The organism is Streptomyces sp. NPDC059477 (assembly GCF_042749375.1).
In the GTDB taxonomy this organism is placed as follows: domain Bacteria; phylum Actinomycetota; class Actinomycetes; order Streptomycetales; family Streptomycetaceae; genus Streptomyces.
Map to the genome: position 1 here is coordinate 150,752 of NZ_JBHYUG010000007.1, position 21,714 is coordinate 172,465.

The following is a 21,714-nucleotide window of genomic DNA, read 5'->3' on the forward strand; positions in this document are numbered from 1 at the left end:
GTGTTCAGCGCGGCGAACTGCTTGTCCAGCTCGGTGACCAGCTCCGGGTCGTTCTCCTGGGCGACCGGCTCGGTGCGCTCCCAGCCGATCCGGGAGGTGGCGTACGCCGTCTTCGCGGCCTCCACGTCCCCGGCCTTGACCGCGTCCGCGAAGGTCTGCGCGAGCGGCAGGGTCTCGTCGGCCTGGGTCTGGGCGTACAGCCGGTAGGCGGCGACCGCCGCGTCCAGACGCGGGTCGCGCGCGGCGACCGCGCCACCGGTGACGGTGAGGTCCTGGCGGATGCCGTCGCCCTTCATGCCGGGCTTGCAGGCGATCTGGTACTCACCGGCCTTCACCTCGGCGGTGACCCGCTGGGTGGTGCCGGGGCCGATGTTCTCGCGCTCGGTGACCACCCGGTCGTCGGGGAAGAGGATGTACACCTCGTTGACCTTGGAGCCCTTGTTCTCCACGGCCAGCTCTATGTGCCCGGCCGCGACCTCGTGCGTGGACACCTCGCACGCGTCGTCCGTGGCGGTCACGTTGATGACATTGCCGCCGTCGCCCGAACCGCCCTTCTCGGTGCAGCCGGTGACGGCGGTCAGGGCGGCCACGGTGGCGGCGGCGGTAACGGCGAACGTGAGTCCGGCGGCACGCATACAGGCTCCATCAAACTGGCGGGAGTTAGGCGGGCCTAACTTATCGGAGCCTTACCTATCTGATACCCGGTCGTACCGTGATTCAGCTCTCATGGACGGCGTAGGCATATGGGCTGGTCAAGGGGGGTAAAAACGGGCCCCACGGGGGAGTCAAGAGGCGGTCAAGACTCCCGTCGTGGGGTCACGAGGACCGCTCCGGTGCGCGGATGAGGGAGCACCTCCACCGGCTGGTCGTACACCTCGGACAGCAGCCGCTCGGAGAAGATCTCCGCGGGCGGGCCGTCCGCCGCCACCCGACCGGCGCGCAGGACCGCCACCCGGTGCGCGTAGGCCGCCGCGAGCCCCAGATCGTGCAGGACGACCACCACCGCGTCGCCGGCCCGCGCCCGCTCCCGGCACAGCCGCAGCACCAGTTCCTGGTGCTTGAGGTCGAGGGCGGCCGTCGGTTCGTCGAGCAGCAGCAGCGGCGTCCGCTGCGCGAGCACCCGGGCCAGCGCCACCCGCGCCCGCTCGCCGCCGCTGAGCGCCGAGAACGGCCGTGCGGCGAACGCGGTCACCTCGGTCGCGGCCATCGCCCGCGCCACCGCCGGGTCGTCGTCGTCCTGGTCCACCGCGGCCCAGGGCGCCCGGCCCATCCGGACCACCTCCTCGACCGTGAAGGGGTAGGCGAGCGACGCCGACTGCGGCAGCACCGCCCGGCGCAGCGCGAGTTCGGGCGCGGACCACTCGGGCGCCGGGCGCCCATGGATCCGTACGACACCGGAGGCGGCCGGGACATCGGCGGCCAGGGCGCCCAGCAGGGTGGACTTGCCCGCCCCGTTGGGCCCGACCAGCGCCAGCACCTCGCCCGCGCGGACGGTGACGTCCACGGCCTGGAGGACCTCGCGGTCACCGAGGCGCACGCAGAGGGCCTCGGTGGTGGCGAGGATCTCGCCGGGTGCGGCCGGGGGTGGGGGAGTGGGGCGGGGGCGGAGCCTCAGGGGGAAGCGGGGGCGGCGGCGTGGGTTTTCGGGTGGGGTGGGGGTGGTGGCGGTGCCGCCGGTTTCGCCGGGGCGGTCGGGGTCAGCGGTTTCGTCGGGGCCGTTGGCGCCAGCGGTCTTGGCGGGGTCGTCGGGGGCAGCGGTCTTGCCGGGGTGATGGGTGTCCGTGGCCCGGTCGGGCCTGTCGGCGGTGGCGGTCGTGCCGGGCTCGTGGGAGCCGGCGGATTCGGCGGGGCCTTGGGGGCCGTCGGGTTCGCCGGAAGGGTCGGGGGTGGCGGTCCCGCCGGGTTCATCGGTGTCGGTGGTGGTCGGGGTCTTCCCGGGTTCATCGGTGTCGGTGGTGGTCGGGGTCTTCCCGGGTCCATCGGTGTCGGCGGTCGTCGGGGTCATGCCCAGCCTCCTTGCCTGCGGCGGGTGCGGCGTAGCAGCCAGAAGAAGAAGGGGCTGCCCACCAGTGCGGTCAGTACCCCGAGCGGCAGTTCGGCGGGGGCGGCCATCGTGCGGGCCGCGAGATCGGCGCCGAGCAGCACCACCGCCCCGCCGAGCGCGCTGCCCGGCACCAGGAAGCGATGGCCCGGTCCGGCCGCCATCCGCAGCAGATGCGGGATGACGAGACCGACGAAGCCGATGACACCGGAGACGCTCACGGCGGCGGCCGTCAGCAGCGCGACCACCAGGATCAGCACGATCCGCAGCCGCTCCACCTCCACCCCCAGATGCCGGGCGGGCCGGTCGCCGAGCGCGAGCAGGTCCAGGCGGCGCGAGTAGAACGGCGCCAGCGCCAGCCCGAGCGCCGCGCACGGCAGCACCGCCAGCACCTTGGGCCAGGTCGCCTGGGAGAGCGAGCCGAGCTGCCAGAACGTGATCTGGTTCACGGCGGCGGTGTCCGCGAGGAAGATGAACAGACCGACCAGCGCCCCGCAGAACGCGTTCACCGCGATCCCGGTGAGGATCAGCGTCACCACTTCCGTACGGCCGCCCGCGCGGGCCATCGCGTACACCAGCAGGACGGTGGCCAGACCGGCGACGAACGCCATCGCCGGGAGGGTCCAGTTGCCGAAGAAGTTCAGGCCCAGCGCGATGCAGGCGACCGCGCCGACGGCCGCGCCGAGCGAGACGCCGATGGTGCCGGGCTCGGCGAGCGGGTTGCCGAACACGCCCTGCATCAGCGCGCCCGCGCAGCCCAGCGAGCCGCCGACCAGCAGCGCGAGCACGATCCTCGGGAACCGTACGTTCCACAGCACCGACTCCGCGACCCGGTCCAGCTCATGGCCGCCGAGCCCCACCTTGTGCTGGACGGAGGCCAGGACGTCCCCGACCGGGACCGGGTAGGCGCCGATACCGGCCGCCACCGGCACCAGCACCAGCAGGCCCGCGATCAGTACGGCGGTCAGCAGCCAGGCCGGGCCACGACGGGACCGGGGAGTCGCCTTCGGCGGCGGTGCGGCGGTGCGGCCCGGGGCGTCCTCCGCCGTCTTCTCCAGGACCGTCACTCGGTACCCCCCGGGTAGAGCTGCTCGATGACCGTCGCCAGCACCTGGTCGGTGCGCGGGCCGTAGCTCAGCAGCACCCCGTCCTCGACCGACACGATCCGCCGGTCGAGACCGGCGGGCGTCTGCGCGATGCCCGGAATCTCCTCCAGCCCGTCGACGCCGCCGACCGACTCAAGTCCCTTGGACATGACGAGAATCGCGTCCGGCGCGGCCTTCACCAGCGCCTCGCTGGTGAGCGGCGTGAAATCCGCGGTGAGCCCCGATTCGGCCCCCGCGTCCACCCCGCCCGCCGCCTCGATCAGCGAGGCCGCGCCGGAGTCCGCCCCGCCGAGCAGATAGACGGAGGCCGAGCCGCGCAGATAGAGAAACGCCACCCGCGGCTTGTCCTCCCCCTCCCCTTGTTCCGGAACGTCCTCCCGTACGGCGGTGATCCGCTGCTCGGAGCGTTCGGTCAGCTCCGTACCGGCGGACGGTACGCCGAGCGCCCCGGCCACCGCCTGGATGCGCGGGCCGACATCGGCCAGGCCCTTGGCGGGGGCGACGGTCAGCACCGGCACCCCGGCCGCGCGGATCTGGTCCAGCGACTCGACGGGGCCGGTCGTGGTCTCGGCGAGCACCAGGTCCGGCCGGAGCGAGAGCACGCCCTCGGCGGAGACATCGTGGGCGCGGGTGACCAGCGGCAGGTCCGCGGCCTGTTCGAAGGTGGTGGAGATGTCCCGGGCGACCACCCGCTCGCCGAGCCCGAGGCTGAACACGATCTCGCTGAGCGAGCCGGACAGCGGCACGATCCGGTCGGCCGCACGCAGGGTGAGCCGTTCGCCGTCCGCGGAGGTGACGGTGACCGGGAAGTCCGGCGCCGGGGTCCCGGTGAGCGGCTCGACCCGGTCGGCGGCCTGCGCGGCGGCGGCCGGGGCCGGGTCCGCCGAGTCCGGGTCCGTACCCGTACCGCCGCCGGATCCGGTCGAAGCGGAACAGCCCGCCGTGGTCAGGGTGAACACCGCCAGCAGGACTCCCGCCAGCCGTGTGCGCAAAGGTCGCACGTCCCATTCCTCTCCGCACCGGACCTTCCGGAATCACTCGATGGAGTTTAGGTTAGCCTTACCTGGCTGGCTAGATCAGGTCAGGCCCTGGCTGGTTCTTTTCGCTTGCGACCGTTCCCTCGGGTTGCCCTCGTCGTCCCACCCGAGTGGCCCCGAGTCACCCCTGTTCGCCCTTGTTCGCCCTTGTCGTCCGTCGGAGGTCCGTCATGTCCCCACCCCCGCCGCCCGTGCGGTCGCGCCGGTACGGCTGGATCGCCGCGCTGTGCCTCGCCGTGCTGGGGGCGCTGCTCCCGGCCGGTGCCGCGTCGGCCGCGAGCGGCCCGGTGCAGGGCGGACGGCTGGACTGGGGCGTCAAGGCGTCCTTCCAGAGCTATGTCACCGGGCCCATCGCCCAGGGCAGTTACACCCTGACCGGCGGCGCGGCCACGGTCGGCGCGAGCCAGTTCCGGTTCCACTCGGCGGCCGGTACGTACGACGCGGGCACCGGCGCGTTCAGTGCCGCCTTCTCGGGCGGGGTGCGGTTCGTCGGGCACCGGGACGACTCCGGCGCGTACGAACTGGACATGACGATCAGTGGGCCCACGGTCCGGATCTCCGGCGGCGGCGGCACGCTCTATGTGGATGTCACCAGCAAGGCGAAGGGCACCGGGGCGGTCACGACGTCCCGTCAGGTGCCCTTCGCCTCCCTCTCCCTGGGCGGGATCGACATGACGGGCGGCGGCACGGCCGTCACCCTCAACAACCTCCCCGCCACCCTCACCGCCGAGGGCGCTGCGTCCTTCGCCGGTTACTACACGGCCGGGACCCCGCTGGACCCGGTGAGCCTGTCGGCGGACATCACGGCGGTGGACCCGGAGCCGACGCGGACACCGACGCCGACGCCGACGCCGAAGGCGAGCGACTCGGCCGCCGAGGGCGCCGAGGGCGCCGCCTCCGGACAGCGGATCCAGGACGGGGCCGTCGACTGGGGTGTGCGCCGCACCTACCGCGAGTACGTCACCGGGGACATCGCCCAGGGCGAGTGGACGCTGTCATCCGGCGCGCAGGACGGTGGCGCGCTGTTCCGCTTCCCCGGTGGTGAAGGGACGTACACCGATGGAGAGCTGAAAGCCGAGTTCACAGGCGAGGTGCGGTTCACCGGTGAACACGGGCTCGATCTGCGGCTCAGCGGTTTTCACCTCACCGTCGCCGACGGCAAGGGCACGCTCCACGCCCAGGTGAACGGCGCCGCCCAGAGCGTCTCCCTGGTCACCTTCACCGCCGCCGCCGAGGACCTCAAGCCCGAGAACGGCCTGGTCGCCCTCACCGAAGCCCCGGCCAAGCTCACCGAGACCGGCGCGAAGGCGTTCGGCGGCATGTACCAGAAGGGCACGGACATGGACCCCGTCTCCCTGGCCATCGCCCTCACCGAGGACGCGCGACTGCCCGCCCTGCCCGACCTCGGCGGCTCCGCCACCCCGACCCCTCAGCCGTCGCAGCCGTCAACGCCGGACGACAAGGCGACCCCGGCCACCGAGCCGGTCGCCGCCGACCAGGACGGCAACGGCTTCCCCACCCTCCCCGTCACCCTCACCGCGGCCCTGCTGCTGCTCGCCGCCGCGGCCCTCGCGTACGTCACACGCAGGCGCCGCACCCGTACGGCAGCGGCAGCGGCGACGACGCCCCCCGCGCCGACGGACGAGAACTGACCCCCGAGCACCCCCCGCCCCCCCCCGAACACCCCCCCGCCCCCCCCGAACACCCACTTCCCTCCAGGAGAACCACCCATGACCACCAGACCCCGACCCCGACGCCGCAGCACCGCCCTCGCCACCACCGTCGCCACGGCCGCCGCGCTGGGCACCACCGCCCTCGCCATGGCCGCCGCCACACCCGCCACGGCGGCCGAGATCCCGCTCAGCAACTACGAGCTGACCTGGGGCATCAAGGAGTCCTACCGCGACTACGTGATCGATGCGGCGGCGGGCACCTTCACCGCCTCCGACGGCGCCACGCAGGCCGCCGACAACGGAGTGTTCACCTTCACCGGGGGCACCGGCACCTACGACTCCACCACGCACGCCGTGAACGTCGCCTTCGAGGGCACCCTGAAGATCGAGTCGGTGCGGCACGGTTTCGAGACCACTCTGTCCGACGTGCGGTTCGACAGCGCGGCGGGTGAGGTCACCGCCGATGTCACCCGCGACGGGGCCACCCTGGACGACGTACCCCTGGCCGAGTTCACCCTCACCCGGACCATGGCGGACATGGCGACCGTGCTCACCCAGGGGGCCGCGGACGTCTTCGGCAGCCCGAGCTACGCGGGCGCGGCGGGCGACCCGCTGACGGTGGTCGACAAGACGCCGAAGCCCACCGGCACCCCGACCCCCACCGGCACACCCACCCCGACCGGGACGCCCACCGGCACCCCGACCGGCACTCCCACCGGCACCCCGACCGGTACCCCGACCCCCACGAAGACCCCGTCGCCGACCACCACGTCCTCGCCCACCGGCACCCCGAGCCCGAGTCCGACCGCCACGCGGCCGACCGAGGCCCCCGCCCAGGGCGACCTCGCCGACGGCACCTTGACCTGGGGCATCAAGGAGTCCTTCCGTACGTATGTCGTGGACGGCGTCGCGGCGGGTGACATCACGGTGTCCGGCGGGGCCTCGCAGGCCACGGGCAACGGAGTCTTCACCTTCCCGGACGCGACCGGCACGTACGACACCGAAGCCGACACGCTCACCGCCGAGTTCCAGGGCGCGGTCAACTTCAAGGGCCACCAGGACGGCACCGAGTACGGCCTCGACCTGACCCTCAGCGACATCAGGGCCACACTGGACGGCGGCAGCGGCGAACTCACCGCCGATGTCACCAGCCTGGGCCAGAAGTCCGAGGACGTGGTCCTCGCCGACCTCACCGCCAAGTCGGCCGACCTGGCCGCGACGGACGACGTCATCACCCTGAACGACATCGCCGCCGAACTCACCACCGAGGGCGCCGAGGCGTTCAGCGACTTCTACGACCCCGGCTCCGCACTCGACCCGGTCGACCTGTCCGTGGCCCTCACCGAGGGCGCCGAACTGCCCGGCGGCGACGGCGGCGACGACGGCGGATCGGACGGCTCCACGGGCGGCACAGGCTCCACGGGCGGCACGGGCGGAAGCGGCGGCACCACGGGCGCGACCACCGGTGGCGTCAGCGGCGGCCTGGCCGCCACCGGCTCCGATGTCCCGGTCGCCGCCCTCGGCACCGCGGCGGCGCTCACCGTCGTGGCGGGCGCGGGAGTGGTCGTGGCGATGCGCAGGCGCCGTACGCAGGCGTAGTCGAGCGGTACCGGAGGCGGACCGAACCTGGCCATCACGGCCCGGCTCGGTCCGCTTCTTTTGTGCGGGAGGCGGCGTACGGGTACCCCGTGGCTACACCTTGCCGGTCTGTTCCCCTGCCAAGTCCCCGACGCGCTTCGTGCCGGACGCGGAGGCAGGTGCCTCGGCGGCGCCGCTCTCATCCGGCAGGAGGTGGGACACAAGGCCGGATGCCCACCCGGCGGTGAGGGGCTCGTTGGTGAAGACGGCCCGGTAGTAGAGGGGGGCGAGGATGGCGTCCGTGGTGCGCTCCAGGGTCGGGTGCCCATGGCCTCTGGCCTGCTCGCGTTCAAGGATGGCTTCGAGCTGCTGCTGGCGTTCGCCGCGGCATGCGGCGGCACCCTGTTCTCCGCCGATGCCGATGGTGGCTCGCACCAGAGCGAGGGTGTCCGGGTCGCAGAGGTCTTTTGCCAGGTCGGACGCATACCGCTCCAGGTCGCCGCGGAGGGTCCCGGTGTCCGGTACCACGATGTCGCCGGAGAAGCGGCTCGTGGCGACGTCGGCGAGCAGTTCGCCGATGGAGCCCCAGCGGCGATAGACCGTGGTGGCGTGCACGCCGGCGCGCGAGGCCACGACCGGGATGGTCAGTTCACCGGCCTCATCGGTGAGCAGGTCCTTGACGGCCTGGTGGACGGCCGCCCGGACCCGGGCAGAGCGGCCACCGGGCCGACTTTCGGTGCGGCGGGGGGACGTCGTAGCAGGCATGTGACCAGTATTGCATTGGTCACTGCCTTTTTATCGCATCGTTCGCTGCGTTTGTGTTAGGCTCAAGCCGTTAACGCAATGATCACTGCGAGGTTTTGTGCCTCAGGAAGTGAGTCCTCCTGTGTCCGGTCCACCCTTCGCGGGCCCCGAGATGAGCCCCCTGCGACTGAGGGACGTCACGGTCGCCAACCGTGTGTGGATGTCTCCGATGGCCCAGTACTCCGCCGCTGCCGACGGCAAGCCGACCGACTGGCACCTCGTGCACTACGGGGCGCGAGCGGTCGGCGGAGCGGGGCTGATCATGGTCGAGGCCACAGCCGTCGGGCCGTCCCACCGATGCACCGCTGCTGACCTCGGACTCTGGAACGAAGAGCAGGCCGCCGCTCACCGGCGCCTGACCTCATTCATCTCCGGGCAGGGTGCGGTGCCTGCCATTCAGCTCCAGGCCGCGGGCCGGAAGGGGTCGCACAAGCTTCCCTGGCACGGGCTGGGCCAGAACGACCCTGTGCACGTGGGTGAGGGCGGTTGGGACACCATCGCGCCGTCGACGGTCCCCTTCGGTGACCTGAGCCTTCCGCGGGAAGCGAGCCACGCCGACATCGACCGGACGGTCGCGGACTTCGCCCACTCGGCCACGATGGCGCACCACGCGGGGTACCAGGTGGTCGAAATCCAGGCCTCTCACGGATACATCCTCCACGCGTTCCTCTCTCCGCTGTCCAATCACCGGACGGATGAATACGGCGGAACCCTCCAGAACCGCATGCGATTTCCGCTGCGCGTGGCCCAGGCCGTTCGACAGGCGTTTCCGGCGGAGAAGCCGGTCTTCGTCCGGATCACCGCCACGGACTGGGTCGAAGGAGGCATCTCGATGGACGAAGCGGCGGTTTTCGCCAAGGAACTGGCCGCCGTCGGTATCGACCTCCTCGACGTCACCTCCGGTGTGCTGCTCCAGGACGCGCAGGCCCGCCCGCCGGTCCGCGAAGGAGTTCACATCGAGTTCGCCGACACGCTCAGGACAGCGTCGGGGCTCCCCGTCGCCCCGGTCGGGCAGATCGCCGATCTATCGCTGGCAGGCGACGTCGTGGCGAGTGGCCGTGCGGACGCGGTGCTGATGGGGAGGGCACTGCTGCGCGATCCGTACCTGGTCCTCCGCCACCGCCGCGACGACCCCTCGTCCTGGCCGAATCAGTACTACCGGGCCCTGTGAGAGCAGAGTCGCGGACGGAAGGTGAAGGGAGAATCCGATGACATCCGTACATCGCGCTGCCGGGGGCCCTAGGACCGGGAAGCCGGACGGTACGAAGACCGGGCACACATCCGCCGGTGCTTCGCACCGCAGGCCGGGCAAGGGCGCCTTTGCCGCCGTAGCCGCGGTCTTCATCCTCTTTCTGGCCGCTTCCAGCGCGCCGTCCCCCCTCTATGTGATCTATCAGGAGCAGTGGCATTTCGCGGCGTGGGCACTGACCGTCGTCTTCGCTCTCTATGTCCTCGGCATGCTGGCCTCGCTGCTGACCGTGGGAGGGCTGTCGGACCATCTCGGCCGTCGGCCGGTCCTCGCTGCCGCGATCGCACTGGAAGTGGTCGCGCTGGTCCTCTTTCTGGTCGCGGGGAACGTATACGTCCTGTCCGCCGCCCGCGTATTGCAGGGCATGGCGACCGGGGCCGCGACAACGACGCTGAGCGCCATGCTCGTCGACCTCGAACCCGTGCGCGGGCGGGCCGGGGTCGTCACCTCCATCGCGCCCCTGAGCGGACTCGCGGCCGGTGCTCTGGGCAGCGGCCTGCTCGTGGAACTCGCCCCGTCACCGACCCGGCTGGTCTACGCACTGCTGCTCGCCGGAATGGCGGCGGCGGCGGTGGTGGCCGCGCGGACCCCCGAGACCTCGCCGCGCCGCCCGGGTGCCATCGCCTCCTTGCGCCCGCGGGTCGCGATGCCCGCCCATCTGCGCGCCGACCTGGTGCCGCTCGTGCCCGCGGGAATCGCCGCCTGGGCTCTCGCCGGTATGTACCTCTCCCTCGGCCCATCCGTCGCGGCCCAGTTGCTGGGGCTGGACAGTCATCTGATCGGCGGCGTCGTCGTGACGCTCCTGGCGGGCACCGGAGCGCTCGCCATCACCCTGCTCCGCTCCAGGCCGGCTTCCACACTGCTGGCCCCATCGGCCGCACTGCTCGGGATCGGCACGCTGATATCGCTCCTCGGAGTGGCGCAGGGCCTTGCCTGGCTCGCCGCCGTCGGCACCGTCATCTCCGGTATCGGCTTCGGCGCCTCGGTACTGGCCACCTTCGGGACCTTGGCCCGCGTCGCCGAGCCGCATGAGCGCGGCGCGGTGTTCGCCCTGGCGAACGTCATCAACTACCTGGGAAACAGCGTTCCCGCCGTACTCGGAGGAATCGCCGTCACCCACTTCGGACTGAGGACGGCAGCGGAGATCTACGCGCTCGCCATCGCGGTGATCACCTTCTCCGCCCTGGCACTGCGTCTGAACCAGGTACGCGCGGAGCGCCACTCGGCCACCACCGCGAAGACGGCTCCGTGCGGTTGAGCCGCCAGCAATACCCACACGCCAACCACACGGCAACCCACACGCGAACCCACACGCCAACCCACATGCCAACCCACACGGTTTTTTCACCACCTTCGAAAAGGAGAAATCATGACGACCAGGGCAAGGAAGCATCTTGAGGTGCAGCGGGAAGGCCACACGACCATCAGGTACACGGTCAGTGGCCCCGCCTCGGGAACGACGCTGGCGCTCATCCATGGATGGGGCCTCAATCGGACCGACTTCGACGCGATCACCGATCATCTGCCTGACAACGTTCGCGTCATAGCCGTCGACCTCCCCGAGCACGGCGAATCGCGGTCGACGCGGAACGTCTGGACGATCGAGGAATTCGGCCGCGACGTAGCCGCCGTCCTGGAAGCGGAATCGGTGGACACGGCCATGGTCGCCGGGCACTCTCTCGGCGGGGCGGTCGCTGTCGAGGTCGGCCGGCGATTGCCCGACAAGGTGTCGCACATCGTGGCCCTCGACGCGCTGCACTACCTCGGCCTGTTTCCCCCGCAGAGCGCGGAGCGGATCGAGGCGATGGAGAACCTCTTCCGCCAGGACTTCGAAGGAGCGGTGCGGGGGCTGGTCGAGGGAGGTTCGCCCGCCGGGACCGACGAGGCCCTCAAGGATGCCTACTTCGCGAAGATGGTCGCGGTGCGGCAGCCCGCCGGCCTGCATTCCATCATCGGTCTGGTGCACTGGGACATGGACGCGGCGCTGCGCGAGACGAAGCAGCCGATCACCGTCTTCGCGGTACGGGACCTCACGGATCAGGAAGCGATCGAGCGCTACGGCGACCGTTTCGACATCGTGCTCATCGACCTCGGCAGCCACCACTTCCAGGCGGAGGCACCCGAAGGCACGGCACGGCTTCTGGCCGGCGTGGTGGGCGCCAAGTAGGCACGGCACAGGTCCTTCAGACGGATGGTCACAGCCGCCGCCGCCGGTCATGGGGTTGAGCGAGAGCAAGCATCCGCTGCTGTGGGACGGCTGACTTGGCGATCCGGCTCATGGTGAGCGAGACTCGGCGACCGAACCGCCACGCCGACCCGAGCGGATGCCGCACAGCCGGACATCAACGTGCAGGTCATCCCGTACAGGGTCGGCGTCCACCCCGGTATGCCGGGCAGCTTCAGCCTCCGCTCGATGGCCGGGTACGTCTCACCGTCGCGCAAGAGCTGACGCGAGGAAAGAGGACACCATGACCCCCGTCGACCCCGCCGAAGGCCCCCGCCCGGAGGGCACGCCCCTGCCCGGCGTCCGTGGCACGGGCACCGCCGAGTTCGGCTCCTGATCTGGTGACCGACTACGACGTGCTGCGCGTCTTCTGCGCGGCGAACGGTGGCTTCGGCGGTGAACTGGGCGTCGTAAGGGACGGATCCGTCCTGCCGGACCCGGGGGACCGGCAGGAGCTGGCGGCCAAACTCGGCTTCGGCGAGACGGTGTTCGTGGATGACCCCGAGCGCGGGATCGTGGACCTCTACGCCCCCGGCGCCCGGCTGTCCTTCGCCGGGGACGCGTGTGTCGGGGCCGCCTGGCTGACGGATCTGCCGGAGCTGGTCACGGCCGCCGGGGCCGTCGGGGCCCGCCAGGACGGGGAGTTCAGCTGGATAGAGGCGCTGCCCGAGTGGGCCGCGCCGCGGGTCTTCCGGCAGTGTGCGAGCGCCGCCGAGGTCGACGCGCTACGGGTGCCCCCGCCGGGGGAGTGGCTGTACGCCTGGGCCTGGGAGGACGAGGCGGCCGGGCGGATCAGGGCGCGGGGCTTCCCGGGCCGGGACGACGGCGTGGCGGAGGACGAGGCCACCGGGGCGGCGGCCCTCCAGCTCACGGCCCGCCTGGGCCGCGCCCTGAACATCACTCAGGGCGCGGGCTCCCAGATCCTCACGGCTCCGCAGCCCGAGGGGTGGGTGGAGATAGGGGGACGGGTGGTGCTGGAGAGGTAGGTGAGGGGGACCGCTCACGCGGTGAGCGGGAACTCCTCGCCGAGCGCCCGGAACACGCCCGTGTTCAGCGCGAACGCCCGCTTGCACTCGGACACGATCCGCTGCTTCTCCAGATCGTCGGCCTGCACCGCGTCCAGCAGCTCCCGGTAACCGCGCTTGAACGCCGCCGGGTTGCCGATCTCCTCGAAGACATAGAACCGCACGCCGTCGCCCTTGCGCGCGAAGCCCCAGGTCTTCTCCGCCTTGTCGCGGATGATCTGGCCGCCGGACAGATCGCCGAGGTAGCGGGTGTAGTGGTGGGCGACATAGCCGCCGGGCCAGCTCTGCGCGCACTCGCGCACCCGGTCCGCGTACTCCTGGGTGGCGGGCAGCGCGGACACGCCCGTACGCCAGTCCGGGCCGCGCAGATGCTCCAGGTCCCGCTCCAGTGACGCCAGCCGGAACAGCTCCGGCTGGATGAAGGGCCCCACGACCGGGTCCGCCGCGAGCGGTCCGGCGCCGGTCTCCAGCGCCTCGTACACGAACCACAGTTGTTCGGTGTAGCGCGCGTAGGCGTCCACGCCGAGCCTGCCGCCGAGCAGATCGCTCATGAAGGTCGAGTTCTCCGCCTCCACGTGCTGTTCGTGGGACGCGGTGCGGATGAGTGTCGAGAACGAGTCCATGGGTCCGATTCTCTATGGTTAGGCTAACCTAAGTCAATGCCTTGCCGACTGGTTGTCGGCAAACTTGCCGACGCCCTGTCGGTAAAAATAGTACTCCGGGGGAACGCAAAAGGCCCGCCCCCTGGAACGGAACGAATCCGCCAGGGAGCGGGCCGGGGCACCGGTACGGCTACGGCAGCGTGAGGATCTCCGCGCCCGTGTCCGTCACCACCAGCGTGTGCTCGAACTGCGCGGTGCGCCTGCGGTCCTTCGTGACGACCGTCCAGCCGTCGTCCCACATGTCGTACTCGTGCGTCCCGAGCGTCAGCATCGGCTCGATGGTGAAGGTCATCCCTGGCTGGATCACGGTCGTGGCGTGCGGGCTGTCGTAGTGCGGGACGATCAGCCCGCTGTGGAAGGCGGAACTGATCCCGTGCCCGGTGAAGTCCCGCACCACCCCGTACCCGAAGCGCTTGGCGTACGACTCGATGACCCGGCCGATGATGTTGATCTGGCGCCCCGGCCTGACCGCCTTGATCGCACGGGCGAGCGACTCCCGGGTCCGCTCCACCAGCAGCCGGCTCTCCTCGTCCACGTCCCCGACCAGGTACGTGGCGTTGTTGTCGCCGTGCACGCCACCGATGTACGCCGTCACGTCCAGGTTCACGATGTCGCCGTCGTGCAGGACGGTCGTGTCCGGGATGCCGTGGCAGATGACCTCGTTGACCGAGGTGCACAGCGACTTGGGGAAGCCGCGGTAGCCGAGGGTGGAGGGGTAGGCCCCGTGGTCGCACATGTAGTCGTGCGCCACCCTGTCCAGCTCGTCCGTGGTCACTCCCGGCGCGATCAGCTTCGCCGCCTCCGCCATCGCCCGCGCGGCGATCCGGCCGGCGATCCGCATCGCCTCGACGGTCTCCGGTGTCTGCACCTCGGGGCCGGTGTACGGGGTCGGCGCGGGCTTGCCGACGTACTCCGGGCGCCGGATGTTTCCGGGTACGGAACGGGTGGGAGACAGCTCCCCTGGGACGAGCAGCGACTGGCCAGACATGCCAGCGAGTCTAACCAGCGGGCATGGGGGACCATGTCAGAGGCGAAAGGAGCCGCTCATGGCCCTGTTCAAGAAGCGCACGGTCGGTAAGCCGGGTGAGTGGTACTACTGCCTGGAGCACAAGAAGGTCGAGGAGGGGCCGGAGTGCCCCGGCAAGGACCGCTTCGGCCCCTACGCCAGCCGCGAGGAGGCCGAGCACGCGATGGACTCCGCCCGTGAACGCAACCTCGAATGGGAGACGGATCCTCGCTGGCATGACGCGGGTACGGGTGCGGGGGAGCGGGACGAGGACTGAGGTGTGGGGGCGGGTGCGGGTTCGGTGGAGGCTGGTCGCGCAGTTCCCCGCGCCCCCGAAGAAGCAGGGCGTTGCCGCCCGCCCCCGCTCCGACCGTCCCCCCCCGGCTAGGCAGCCGCCTCCGCTGTCGCCCCGCCGGCCATCCCCTCCCGCCGTTCCCGCAAGGCCCGCGCATGCGGGTTCGTGCGGACGTCGTACGTCATCAGCTTCGGGAGGCACAGCGCCAGCAGCCCCACCGCGCCCACGCAGAGCAGACCCCCGGACCACACCGACGCGCGCACCCCCAGCCAGGCGGCGCCGCCACCCGCGCGCACCTGGCCGAGCTGAGGGCCGACGGAGTACGACAGCAGCTCGATCCCGGCCAGCCGCCCCCGCAGCTCATCGGGGATCGTCTGGTTCCACATCGCCGAGCGGAAGATCCCGCTGACCATGTCACAGGCCCCGGCCACGGTCAGACACAGCAGCACCAGCCAGACGTTCCCGGTCAGCCCCGCGCACGCGATGGCCGCACCCCACAGCGCCGCCGACACCGCCACCATCCGCCCGTGCCGATGGATCCGCGAGGTCCAGCCCCCGGTCAGCCCGATCAGCATCGACCCGAACGGGATCGCCGCGTACATCAGCCCCAGCGACCACGGCGCCGCCAACTCGTCCGCGAGGAACGGCAGCACCGCCAGCGGCATCGCCAGACACATCGCCGCGAGGTCCACCGCATACGTGCCGAGCAGCTCCTTGCGGCTCCACGCGTACCGGGCGCCCGCCCAGATCGCCGTCAGCGAGGGCTTCACGGCCTCCAGCCCGGCCGGGGACGGGGCGATGCGCCACAGCAGCACCAGCGACACGGCGAACGTCAGCAGATCCGCCGCATACGCCCAGCCCAGCCCCGCGTACGCCACCACCACCCCGGCGACCGCCGGGCCCGCGACCCCGCCCACGGTCCAGCGCAGGGCGTTCAGTGAGGCGGCGGCCGGCAACTGCTCATGGGGGACGATCCTCGGCCACAGCGAGTCCAGCGCCGGGCGCTGCACCGAGACCAGCATCGCGGACAGCGCGGCGACCACGTACAGCGGCCAGATCATCGGCTCCGGCAACATCGCGTTGACCAGCAGCAGCCCCGCCAGCACGCCCTGTCCGACCTCGGTCCGCACGATCAGCTTGCGCTTGTCCAGCGCGTCCGCGAGCGCACCCCCGTACAGCCCGAAGACGATCAGCGGCACCAGCTCCACCGCGCCGATCGCGCCCACCGCAGCCGCCGATCCGGTCAGCTCCTTGATCTGCACGGGCAGTGCGACGAAGGTCAGGAAGGACCCGAAGTTGGTGACCAGTCCGGCGAGCCACAGCCGCCGGAAGTCCGCCGAGGAGTGCCAGGGGGAGAGGTCGGGGAGCAGGGCCCGCAGCCGGGAGGGGGGTTCGGCGGCCGGGGACCGGTCCACCGCCGGGGGATGTTCAGCACTCACGAACCGGCATCGTCCCCGGCGGTGAATGGACAATGCAACAGGTTTTCGATGTCGGGTGGATCACCAGCGGGCCGGTGGCGGTGCCGTCAGATGGTCCGCCAGCCTCGACACCCGGTCCCGCAGCCGGCGCCGGCCGCGCGGGGTGGGCAGGCAGTTCTCGCCCGCCGCCGCGCTGACCAGGTGCTGGACGGTGTCCAGGTCCAGTTCCCCGGTCGCCGGAACCGTCAGCGCCTCATGGGCCATCCCGCACAGCTCCCGCTCCCCGGAGCCCAGCGCCAGGACCGTCACCCCGGCCCGCCGGGCGTCGTGCACCCGCTCAAGGAGCGGGGCGTCCGGCCGCTCCGGCGCCACCACCAGCAGCGTCTCCCCGCGCCTGGCCGCCTCGATCCGGCCCAGGCCGACCGCGAGGTGCGCCGGGTCCGAGGGACGCGCGGCGTGCCGTACGAGCGTCGGGGCCAGTTCCGGCGTACCGGACCAGGCGGCCTCGTCCACCAGATGGGCCGCCAGATGCCACGGCTCGTACTCCCGGGTGCCCACCAGCAGCAGCCCGCCCCCGTGCGACACCACCGATCCGCGCAACGCGCCCGCGAAGCCGCGCGTCGCCCCCAGCCACTCGGTCCCGGCGAGCACTTCGCGCAGCAGCGCGACCCTGACGGCGTCCATAGCCCCGCATACTGCCGCAACATGCCACTCGTGACCCGGAGTTCACCCCGAATTCGCCCTTCCTGGGGACATCCACCCTCTATGGCCCGCCCTGGCAGCCGATCCCCGCCACCATCCATCCATCCCGACCGATCCCCATCCATCCATACCGACGGTCGTCCCCCCTCCGCCCTCCGCATTCGACCAGGAGCCGCGCATGACCACCCCCACACCCACCCCCGCCGCCTCCCCCACCCCCACCTCCGAGGTGACCGTCCCCTTCCGCGCGGGGCGCGAGGGATACGCCAGCTATCGCATCCCGGCGCTCGTCACCACCGCGTCCGGCACGCTGCTCGCCTTCTGCGAGGGGCGGGTCGAGTCCTCGAAGGACTGGGGGCACATCGACATCGTCCTGAAGCGGTCCACCGACGGCGGTCGCACCTGGGGCCCGCTCCAGGTCGCCGCCGACAACGGGGCCGGACTCGCGGGCAACCCGGCGCCGGTGGTGCTGGACACCGGCCGGATCCTGCTGGTGCACGTCCGCTCGTCCGCCGCCGCCTCCGAGGACCTGATCCTGCGCGGCCAGGTCTCCGAGGCCGACGGACGCCGGATCTGGGTGCGGCACAGCGACGACGACGGCCGCACCTGGTCCCCGGCCCGGGACATCACCAAGCAGGTCAAGAAGCCCGGCTGGCGCTGGTACGCCACCACCCCCGGCCACGGCATCCAGCTCACCGGCGGCCGGGTCGTCGTCCCCGGCAACCACACCCTGCCGCCCGCGCCGGGCGGCACCGGCACGGAACCGCAGTACAACAGCGGTCACTGCCTGCTCAGCGACGACCGGGGCGAGAGCTGGTACCTCGGCTATCTCGACCAGAACACCAACGGATACATCAACGTCAACGAGACGATGGCCGCCGAACTCCCCGACGGCCGCGTCTACTTCAACGCCCGCAACGACTCCCGCTCGCCCGGCACCCGCGCCGACGCCCACTCCACGGACGGCGGCCGGACCCTCGTCCTGCCCTTCCGCCCGCAGGCCGGGCTGATCGCCCCCGTCTGCCAGGGCAGCGTGCTCCAGCTGCGCGACCCGGATGTCCTGCTCTACGCCGGCCCCGCGCTCCATGACTTCCGGGCCCTGCTGACCATCCGCGCCTCCTACGACCACGGCACCACCTGGGAGCCGGTGTTCACCGCCGACGGACTGCCCGCCGCCTACTCCGACCTGGCGCGTGTCGACGCGCGGACCCTCGGACTGCTGTACGAGACCGGGGACTTCGGGGCGTACGAGCGGATCGCCTTCCGGCGGGTGTCCGTGACACGCCTCACCAGTGGGTACGACGGGGGCGGACGTAGAGTCGGGCCATGACCTCTACCGACAGTGCCGCCACCGATCCCGCCGCCCGGAAGGCCCCCGCCAAGGACCCGTGGGACCTGCCCGATGTCTCCGGGCTGGTCGTCGGGGTGCTCGGCGGGACCGGGCCGCAGGGCAAGGGCCTCGCCTACCGGCTCGCCCGCGCCGGACAGAAGGTGATCATCGGCTCCCGGGTCGCCGAGCGGGCCGTCGCCGCCGCCGACGAGCTGGGCAACGGCGTCGAGGGCGCCGACAACGCCGAGACCGCCCGGCGCAGCGACATCGTGATCGTCGCCGTGCCGTGGGACGGCCACGGCAAGACGCTTGAGTCGCTGCGCGCGGAGCTGGCCGGGAAGCTGGTCGTCGACTGTGTCAACCCGCTCGGCTTCGACAAGCAGGGCGCCTACGCGCTCAAGCCGGAGGAGGGCAGCGCCGCCCAGCAGGCCGCCGCGCTGCTGCCCGACTCGCGGGTCACGGCCGCCTTCCACCACCTCTCGGCGGTGCTGCTCGAAGACCCCGAGATCGACCGGATCGACACCGATGTGATGGTCCTCGGCGAGGAGCGCGCCGATGTGGAGATCGTCCAGGCGCTGGCCGGCCGTATCCCCGGCATGCGCGGCATCTTCGCCGGACGGCTGCGCAACGCCCACCAGGTGGAATCGCTGGTGGCGAATCTGATCTCGGTCAACCGCCGCTACAAGGCCCACGCCGGGCTCCGGGTCACCGACATCTGAGCCGATGGGGGACACCGCCGGTCGATGGGGGACACTGGGGAGCGCGCCGACGCAGCACCCGGCGCCGCGCCCCGTGTCCCCCCGGACGCGCCCCCACCGCACCCCTCCCGCCCCGACAGGAGCCGAACCCCATGTCCCGCCTGGCCCTCTACGCCGTGATCGTCTGCGTCCTCGCCGTCGCCGCCGCCGTCGTCTCCTTCGTCCAGGGCAGCTGGCTGGGGATCGTCTGGGTGCTGCTGGCGGGCCTGTCGTCCAACATGGCGTGGTACTACCTCAAGCGCGGCAAGGCCGCCGGGCGCGGGCCGACGGTCACCGGATGAGCCCGCAGTACGGGTCCGACTCCCGCCAGAACTGATACAGATCGCGCCCGCAGTAGCTCTCGATCTCGCTGATCCCCAGCCCCCGCAGCAGGGCGTCGATCGCGTCGAAGAACGCCCCGTTGATCGACGGCACCCACAGCAGCGCGAACACGAACAGCAGTCCGAACGGCGCGAACGGCTCCACCTGACGCCGGACGCTGTGCGACAGCCACGGCTCGATCACGCCGTAGCCGTCCAGGCCCGGCACCGGCAGGAAGTTCAGGATGGCGGCGGTGACCTGGAGCAGCGCGAGGAACGCCAGCGCGTACCGGAAGTCGGCCGGCACACCCGACAGCGCGTCCAGCCAGAACGGGGCCGTGCACACGATCGCGAACAGTACGTTCGTCAGCGGCCCGGCCGCCGAGATCAGACTGTGCCTCCAGCGCCCCCGGATCCGCCCCCGCTCGATGAACACCGCGCCGCCGGGGAGCCCGATCCCGCCCAGGATCACGAAGACCACCGGCAGCACGATGCTCAGCAGGGCGTGCGTGTACTTCAGCGGATTCAGCGTGAGGTAGCCCTTGGCGCCGACCGAGATGTCCCCGCTGTGCAGCGCGGTCCGGGCGTGCGCGTACTCGTGCAGACACAGCGACACGATCCACGCCCCGGTCACGAACAGGAACACGGCGATCCCCGGCTGCTCGGCGAACCGCGTCCAGGTGGCCCACCCGGTGACCGCCGTGACGGCGACGATCCCAAGGAACACCGGACTGATCCGCCGCTCGGCACGGCTGAGGGCAAGGGGCATGCGGGGGACTCCAGGGCTGTGAATCGGGCGACAGAGCGAAGCTGACCTCCCCCAGCATGCCTGCTCCCGAAATCCACCGGGACCCCAGTGCCCTTGGGGGCGCGGGGAACGGCGCGACCAGCCCCCACCACCCGCACCCGCGAGACCACCGCAGCCGCGCCCTCGCCGGTGAGGAACGACGAACGACCACGCCACGCCGCCAAGGGGCGCGGGGAACTGCGCGACCAGCCCCCACCGGCCCGCACCCGCAGGACAACCCCCCGCACCGAAACCCCCGAACCGGCGACAATGACCCCGTGCGCTATCGGATTCTCGGCCCCACCCAAGCCTTCCGCGACGACGGATCACCCATCCCCCTGGGCGGCGCACGCCTCCGCGCGCTGCTGACCGCACTCGCGCTGCGCCCCGGCCGCACCGTCCCCGTGACCCACCTGGTCGACCAGGTGTGGGACGGCGACCCACCCGCGGACGCGACCGGCGCCGTCCAGGCCCTGGTCGGCCGCCTGCGCCGGACGCTCGGCGCGAACGCCCTGGAGTCGGCCGACGGCGGCTACCGGCTCGCCGCCACCCCCGACGACATCGACCTGCACCGCTTCGAGCGGCTCACCGAAGAGGGCCGCCGCGCCCTGGCCGACGGCGACGCCGCCAAGGCCGCCGACGTCCTGGACGACGCCCTCGCCCTGTGGCAGGGCCCCGCCCTCGCCGACCTCCCCGACCGCACCGCCGAGGCCGCCCGCTGCGAGGCCCGGCACCTGGAGGCCCGCCGCGCCCGGCTCACCGCCGCTCTCGCGCTCGGCGCCGCCGACCGGGCGCTGCCCGAGCTGACCGCCCTGTGCGACGCCCACCCACTGGACGAGCCGCTCCAGGCGCTGCGGCTGCGCGCCCTGCGCGACACCGGCCGCGCCGCCCAGGCACTGGCCGCCTACGACGACGTACGCACGCTGCTCGCGGAGCGCCTCGGCTCCGACCCGGGGCCGGAACTGCGCGCGCTGCACGCCGAACTGCTGCGCGCCGACCCACCCCCGCCGCCCACCGCCGCCGCCCGCCCGCCCGGCAATCTCCGGGAGCGGCTGACGTCGTTCGTGGGCCGGACCCCCGACATCGAGGCGATCCGCGGGGATCTGGCCACCGCCCGGCTGGTGACCCTGCTCGGCCCCGGCGGCGCGGGCAAGACCCGGCTGTCGCAGGAGGCCGCCGAGACCGTACGGGACGCGGCCCCGGACGGGGTGTGGCTGGCGGAGCTGGCGCCCGTGGACGACCCGGCGGCCGTGCCTGAGGCGGTGCTCACCGCGCTGGGCGCCCGCCAGACCATGCTCTACGGCGGCGGCGCCGAGGAGATACGGGCCGCGGTCGGCGACCGGCACGACAGCCCGGTGGACCGGCTGGTCGAGTACTGCGGGCCCCGCCGGATGCTGATCGTCCTCGACAACTGCGAACACGTGATCGACGCCGCCGCCCGGCTCGTGGAAGCGCTGCTGGCCCGCTGCCCCCGGCTGACCGTGCTGGCCACCAGCCGGGAGCCGCTCGGCGTCCCCGGGGAGCTGCTGCGCCCGGTCGAACCGCTGCCCGAGCCGTTCGCGCTGCGGCTGCTCGCCGACCGGGGCGCCGCCGCCCGCCCCGGCTTCCGGACCGAGGACGACCCGGAGGCCGCCGCCGAGATCTGCCGCCGCCTGGACGGACTGCCGCTGGCCATCGAGCTGGCGGCGGCCCGGCTGCGGATGCTCACCCCGCGCCAGAT

At 72.0% G+C, this 21,714-nt stretch carries 21 protein-coding genes; 11 read left to right on the forward strand and 10 right to left on the reverse strand.

Annotated features, from left to right (window positions below; all coding sequences use genetic code 11):
• The 4 genes from ACFXAZ_RS06010 to ACFXAZ_RS06025 all read right to left on the reverse strand — a co-directional run.
• Window positions 1-635 (reverse strand): cupredoxin domain-containing protein (locus ACFXAZ_RS06010; protein WP_384585729.1); only part of this gene is annotated, 635 nt, incomplete at its 3' end.
• A 161-nt stretch (window positions 636-796) separates the two neighbouring features.
• Window positions 797-1,615 carry a heme ABC transporter ATP-binding protein gene (locus ACFXAZ_RS06015; RefSeq protein ID WP_384585775.1) on the reverse strand — a complete coding sequence of 273 codons (819 nt, stop codon included), beginning with the start codon at window positions 1,613-1,615 and terminating at the stop codon, window positions 797-799.
• 386 nt (window positions 1,616-2,001) lie between these two features.
• The gene (locus tag ACFXAZ_RS06020; RefSeq protein WP_384585730.1) at window positions 2,002-3,108 is read right to left on the reverse strand and encodes a FecCD family ABC transporter permease; all 1,107 of its coding nucleotides are present in this window, start codon (window positions 3,106-3,108) and stop codon (window positions 2,002-2,004) included.
• Window positions 3,105-4,148 (reverse strand): hemin ABC transporter substrate-binding protein, encoded by a 1,044-nt coding sequence (locus ACFXAZ_RS06025; protein ID WP_384585731.1) that lies wholly within the window; start codon window positions 4,146-4,148, stop codon window positions 3,105-3,107. The genes ACFXAZ_RS06020 and ACFXAZ_RS06025 overlap by 4 nt, the downstream gene beginning before the upstream one ends.
• Before the next feature lie 206 nt (window positions 4,149-4,354).
• Between ACFXAZ_RS06025 and ACFXAZ_RS06030 the strand changes: the two genes are divergently transcribed.
• Both ACFXAZ_RS06030 and ACFXAZ_RS06035 read left to right on the forward strand, forming a co-directional pair.
• On the forward strand, window positions 4,355-5,836 hold the full coding sequence (locus ACFXAZ_RS06030) for an HtaA domain-containing protein (protein WP_384585732.1): 1,482 nt from the start codon (window positions 4,355-4,357) through the stop codon (window positions 5,834-5,836).
• Between the two features lie 78 nt (window positions 5,837-5,914).
• On the forward strand, window positions 5,915-7,456 hold the full coding sequence (locus ACFXAZ_RS06035; RefSeq protein ID WP_384585734.1) for an HtaA domain-containing protein: 1,542 nt from the start codon (window positions 5,915-5,917) through the stop codon (window positions 7,454-7,456).
• A 93-nt stretch (window positions 7,457-7,549) separates the two neighbouring features.
• Here ACFXAZ_RS06035 and ACFXAZ_RS06040 read toward each other — a convergent pair whose 3' ends face one another.
• Window positions 7,550-8,200: a TetR-like C-terminal domain-containing protein gene (locus ACFXAZ_RS06040; protein WP_384585735.1), complete on the reverse strand. Its 651-nt coding sequence runs from the start codon at window positions 8,198-8,200 to the stop codon at window positions 7,550-7,552.
• Window positions 8,201-8,351: 151 nt separating this feature from the next.
• On the opposite strand from ACFXAZ_RS06040, the gene ACFXAZ_RS06045 reads away from it, so the two are divergent.
• From ACFXAZ_RS06045 to ACFXAZ_RS06060, 4 genes are all read left to right on the forward strand, one after another.
• Complete coding sequence (locus ACFXAZ_RS06045; RefSeq protein ID WP_384585777.1) at window positions 8,352-9,410, forward strand: NADH:flavin oxidoreductase/NADH oxidase; 1,059 nt, start codon at window positions 8,352-8,354, stop codon at window positions 9,408-9,410.
• Window positions 9,411-9,447: 37 nt separating this feature from the next.
• Window positions 9,448-10,746 (forward strand): MFS transporter, encoded by a 1,299-nt coding sequence (locus tag ACFXAZ_RS06050; protein ID WP_384585736.1) that lies wholly within the window; start codon window positions 9,448-9,450, stop codon window positions 10,744-10,746.
• Between the two features lie 111 nt (window positions 10,747-10,857).
• A complete protein-coding gene (locus ACFXAZ_RS06055; protein ID WP_384585738.1) occupies window positions 10,858-11,655 on the forward strand; it encodes an alpha/beta fold hydrolase in 798 nt (265 codons plus the stop codon).
• 398 nt (window positions 11,656-12,053) lie between these two features.
• Window positions 12,054-12,698, forward strand: coding sequence for a PhzF family phenazine biosynthesis protein (locus ACFXAZ_RS06060; RefSeq protein ID WP_384585740.1), 645 nt, complete (start codon window positions 12,054-12,056; stop codon window positions 12,696-12,698).
• 14 nt (window positions 12,699-12,712) lie between these two features.
• On the opposite strand, the gene ACFXAZ_RS06065 is transcribed toward ACFXAZ_RS06060, so the two are convergent.
• Together ACFXAZ_RS06065 and map are read right to left on the reverse strand one after the other, a co-directional pair.
• Window positions 12,713-13,360, reverse strand: coding sequence for a heme oxygenase (biliverdin-producing) (locus ACFXAZ_RS06065; protein ID WP_384585742.1), 648 nt, complete (start codon window positions 13,358-13,360; stop codon window positions 12,713-12,715).
• 169 nt (window positions 13,361-13,529) lie between these two features.
• Window positions 13,530-14,387, reverse strand: a complete 858-nt coding sequence (gene map / locus ACFXAZ_RS06070; protein ID WP_384585744.1) for a type I methionyl aminopeptidase — start codon at window positions 14,385-14,387, stop codon at window positions 13,530-13,532.
• A 58-nt stretch (window positions 14,388-14,445) separates the two neighbouring features.
• On the opposite strand from map, the gene ACFXAZ_RS06075 reads away from it, so the two are divergent.
• Window positions 14,446-14,682, forward strand: a complete 237-nt coding sequence (locus ACFXAZ_RS06075; RefSeq protein ID WP_384585746.1) for a hypothetical protein — start codon at window positions 14,446-14,448, stop codon at window positions 14,680-14,682.
• Window positions 14,683-14,789: 107 nt separating this feature from the next.
• On the opposite strand, the gene ACFXAZ_RS06080 is transcribed toward ACFXAZ_RS06075, so the two are convergent.
• Both ACFXAZ_RS06080 and ACFXAZ_RS06085 read right to left on the reverse strand, forming a co-directional pair.
• A complete protein-coding gene (locus tag ACFXAZ_RS06080) occupies window positions 14,790-16,139 on the reverse strand; it encodes an MFS transporter (protein ID WP_384585748.1) in 1,350 nt (449 codons plus the stop codon).
• A gap of 60 nt (window positions 16,140-16,199) precedes the next feature.
• Window positions 16,200-16,802: a hypothetical protein gene (locus ACFXAZ_RS06085; RefSeq protein WP_384585750.1), complete on the reverse strand. Its 603-nt coding sequence runs from the start codon at window positions 16,800-16,802 to the stop codon at window positions 16,200-16,202.
• 196 nt (window positions 16,803-16,998) lie between these two features.
• Here ACFXAZ_RS06085 and ACFXAZ_RS06090 point away from each other — a divergent pair, with 196 nt between their 5' ends.
• The 3 genes from ACFXAZ_RS06090 to ACFXAZ_RS06100 all read left to right on the forward strand — a co-directional run bounded on the left by ACFXAZ_RS06090 (window position 16,999) and on the right by ACFXAZ_RS06100 (window position 19,189).
• Window positions 16,999-18,150 (forward strand): exo-alpha-sialidase, encoded by a 1,152-nt coding sequence (locus ACFXAZ_RS06090; RefSeq protein WP_384585752.1) that lies wholly within the window; start codon window positions 16,999-17,001, stop codon window positions 18,148-18,150.
• On the forward strand, window positions 18,147-18,869 hold the full coding sequence (gene npdG / locus ACFXAZ_RS06095; protein WP_384585754.1) for an NADPH-dependent F420 reductase: 723 nt from the start codon (window positions 18,147-18,149) through the stop codon (window positions 18,867-18,869). Before ACFXAZ_RS06090 ends, npdG begins: the two co-directional genes overlap by 4 nt.
• Window positions 18,870-19,000: 131 nt before the next feature.
• Window positions 19,001-19,189 carry a hypothetical protein gene (locus tag ACFXAZ_RS06100; protein WP_384585756.1) on the forward strand — a complete coding sequence of 63 codons (189 nt, stop codon included), beginning with the start codon at window positions 19,001-19,003 and terminating at the stop codon, window positions 19,187-19,189.
• Here the strand turns inward: ACFXAZ_RS06100 and ACFXAZ_RS06105 are convergent.
• Window positions 19,179-19,976, reverse strand: coding sequence for a site-2 protease family protein (locus ACFXAZ_RS06105; protein WP_384585758.1), 798 nt, complete (start codon window positions 19,974-19,976; stop codon window positions 19,179-19,181). The genes ACFXAZ_RS06100 and ACFXAZ_RS06105 overlap by 11 nt on opposite strands.
• 296 nt (window positions 19,977-20,272) lie before the next feature.
• Between ACFXAZ_RS06105 and ACFXAZ_RS06110 the strand changes: the two genes are divergently transcribed.
• A partial coding sequence (locus tag ACFXAZ_RS06110) for a BTAD domain-containing putative transcriptional regulator (protein ID WP_384585759.1) occupies window positions 20,273-21,714 on the forward strand: 1,442 nt, incomplete at its 3' end.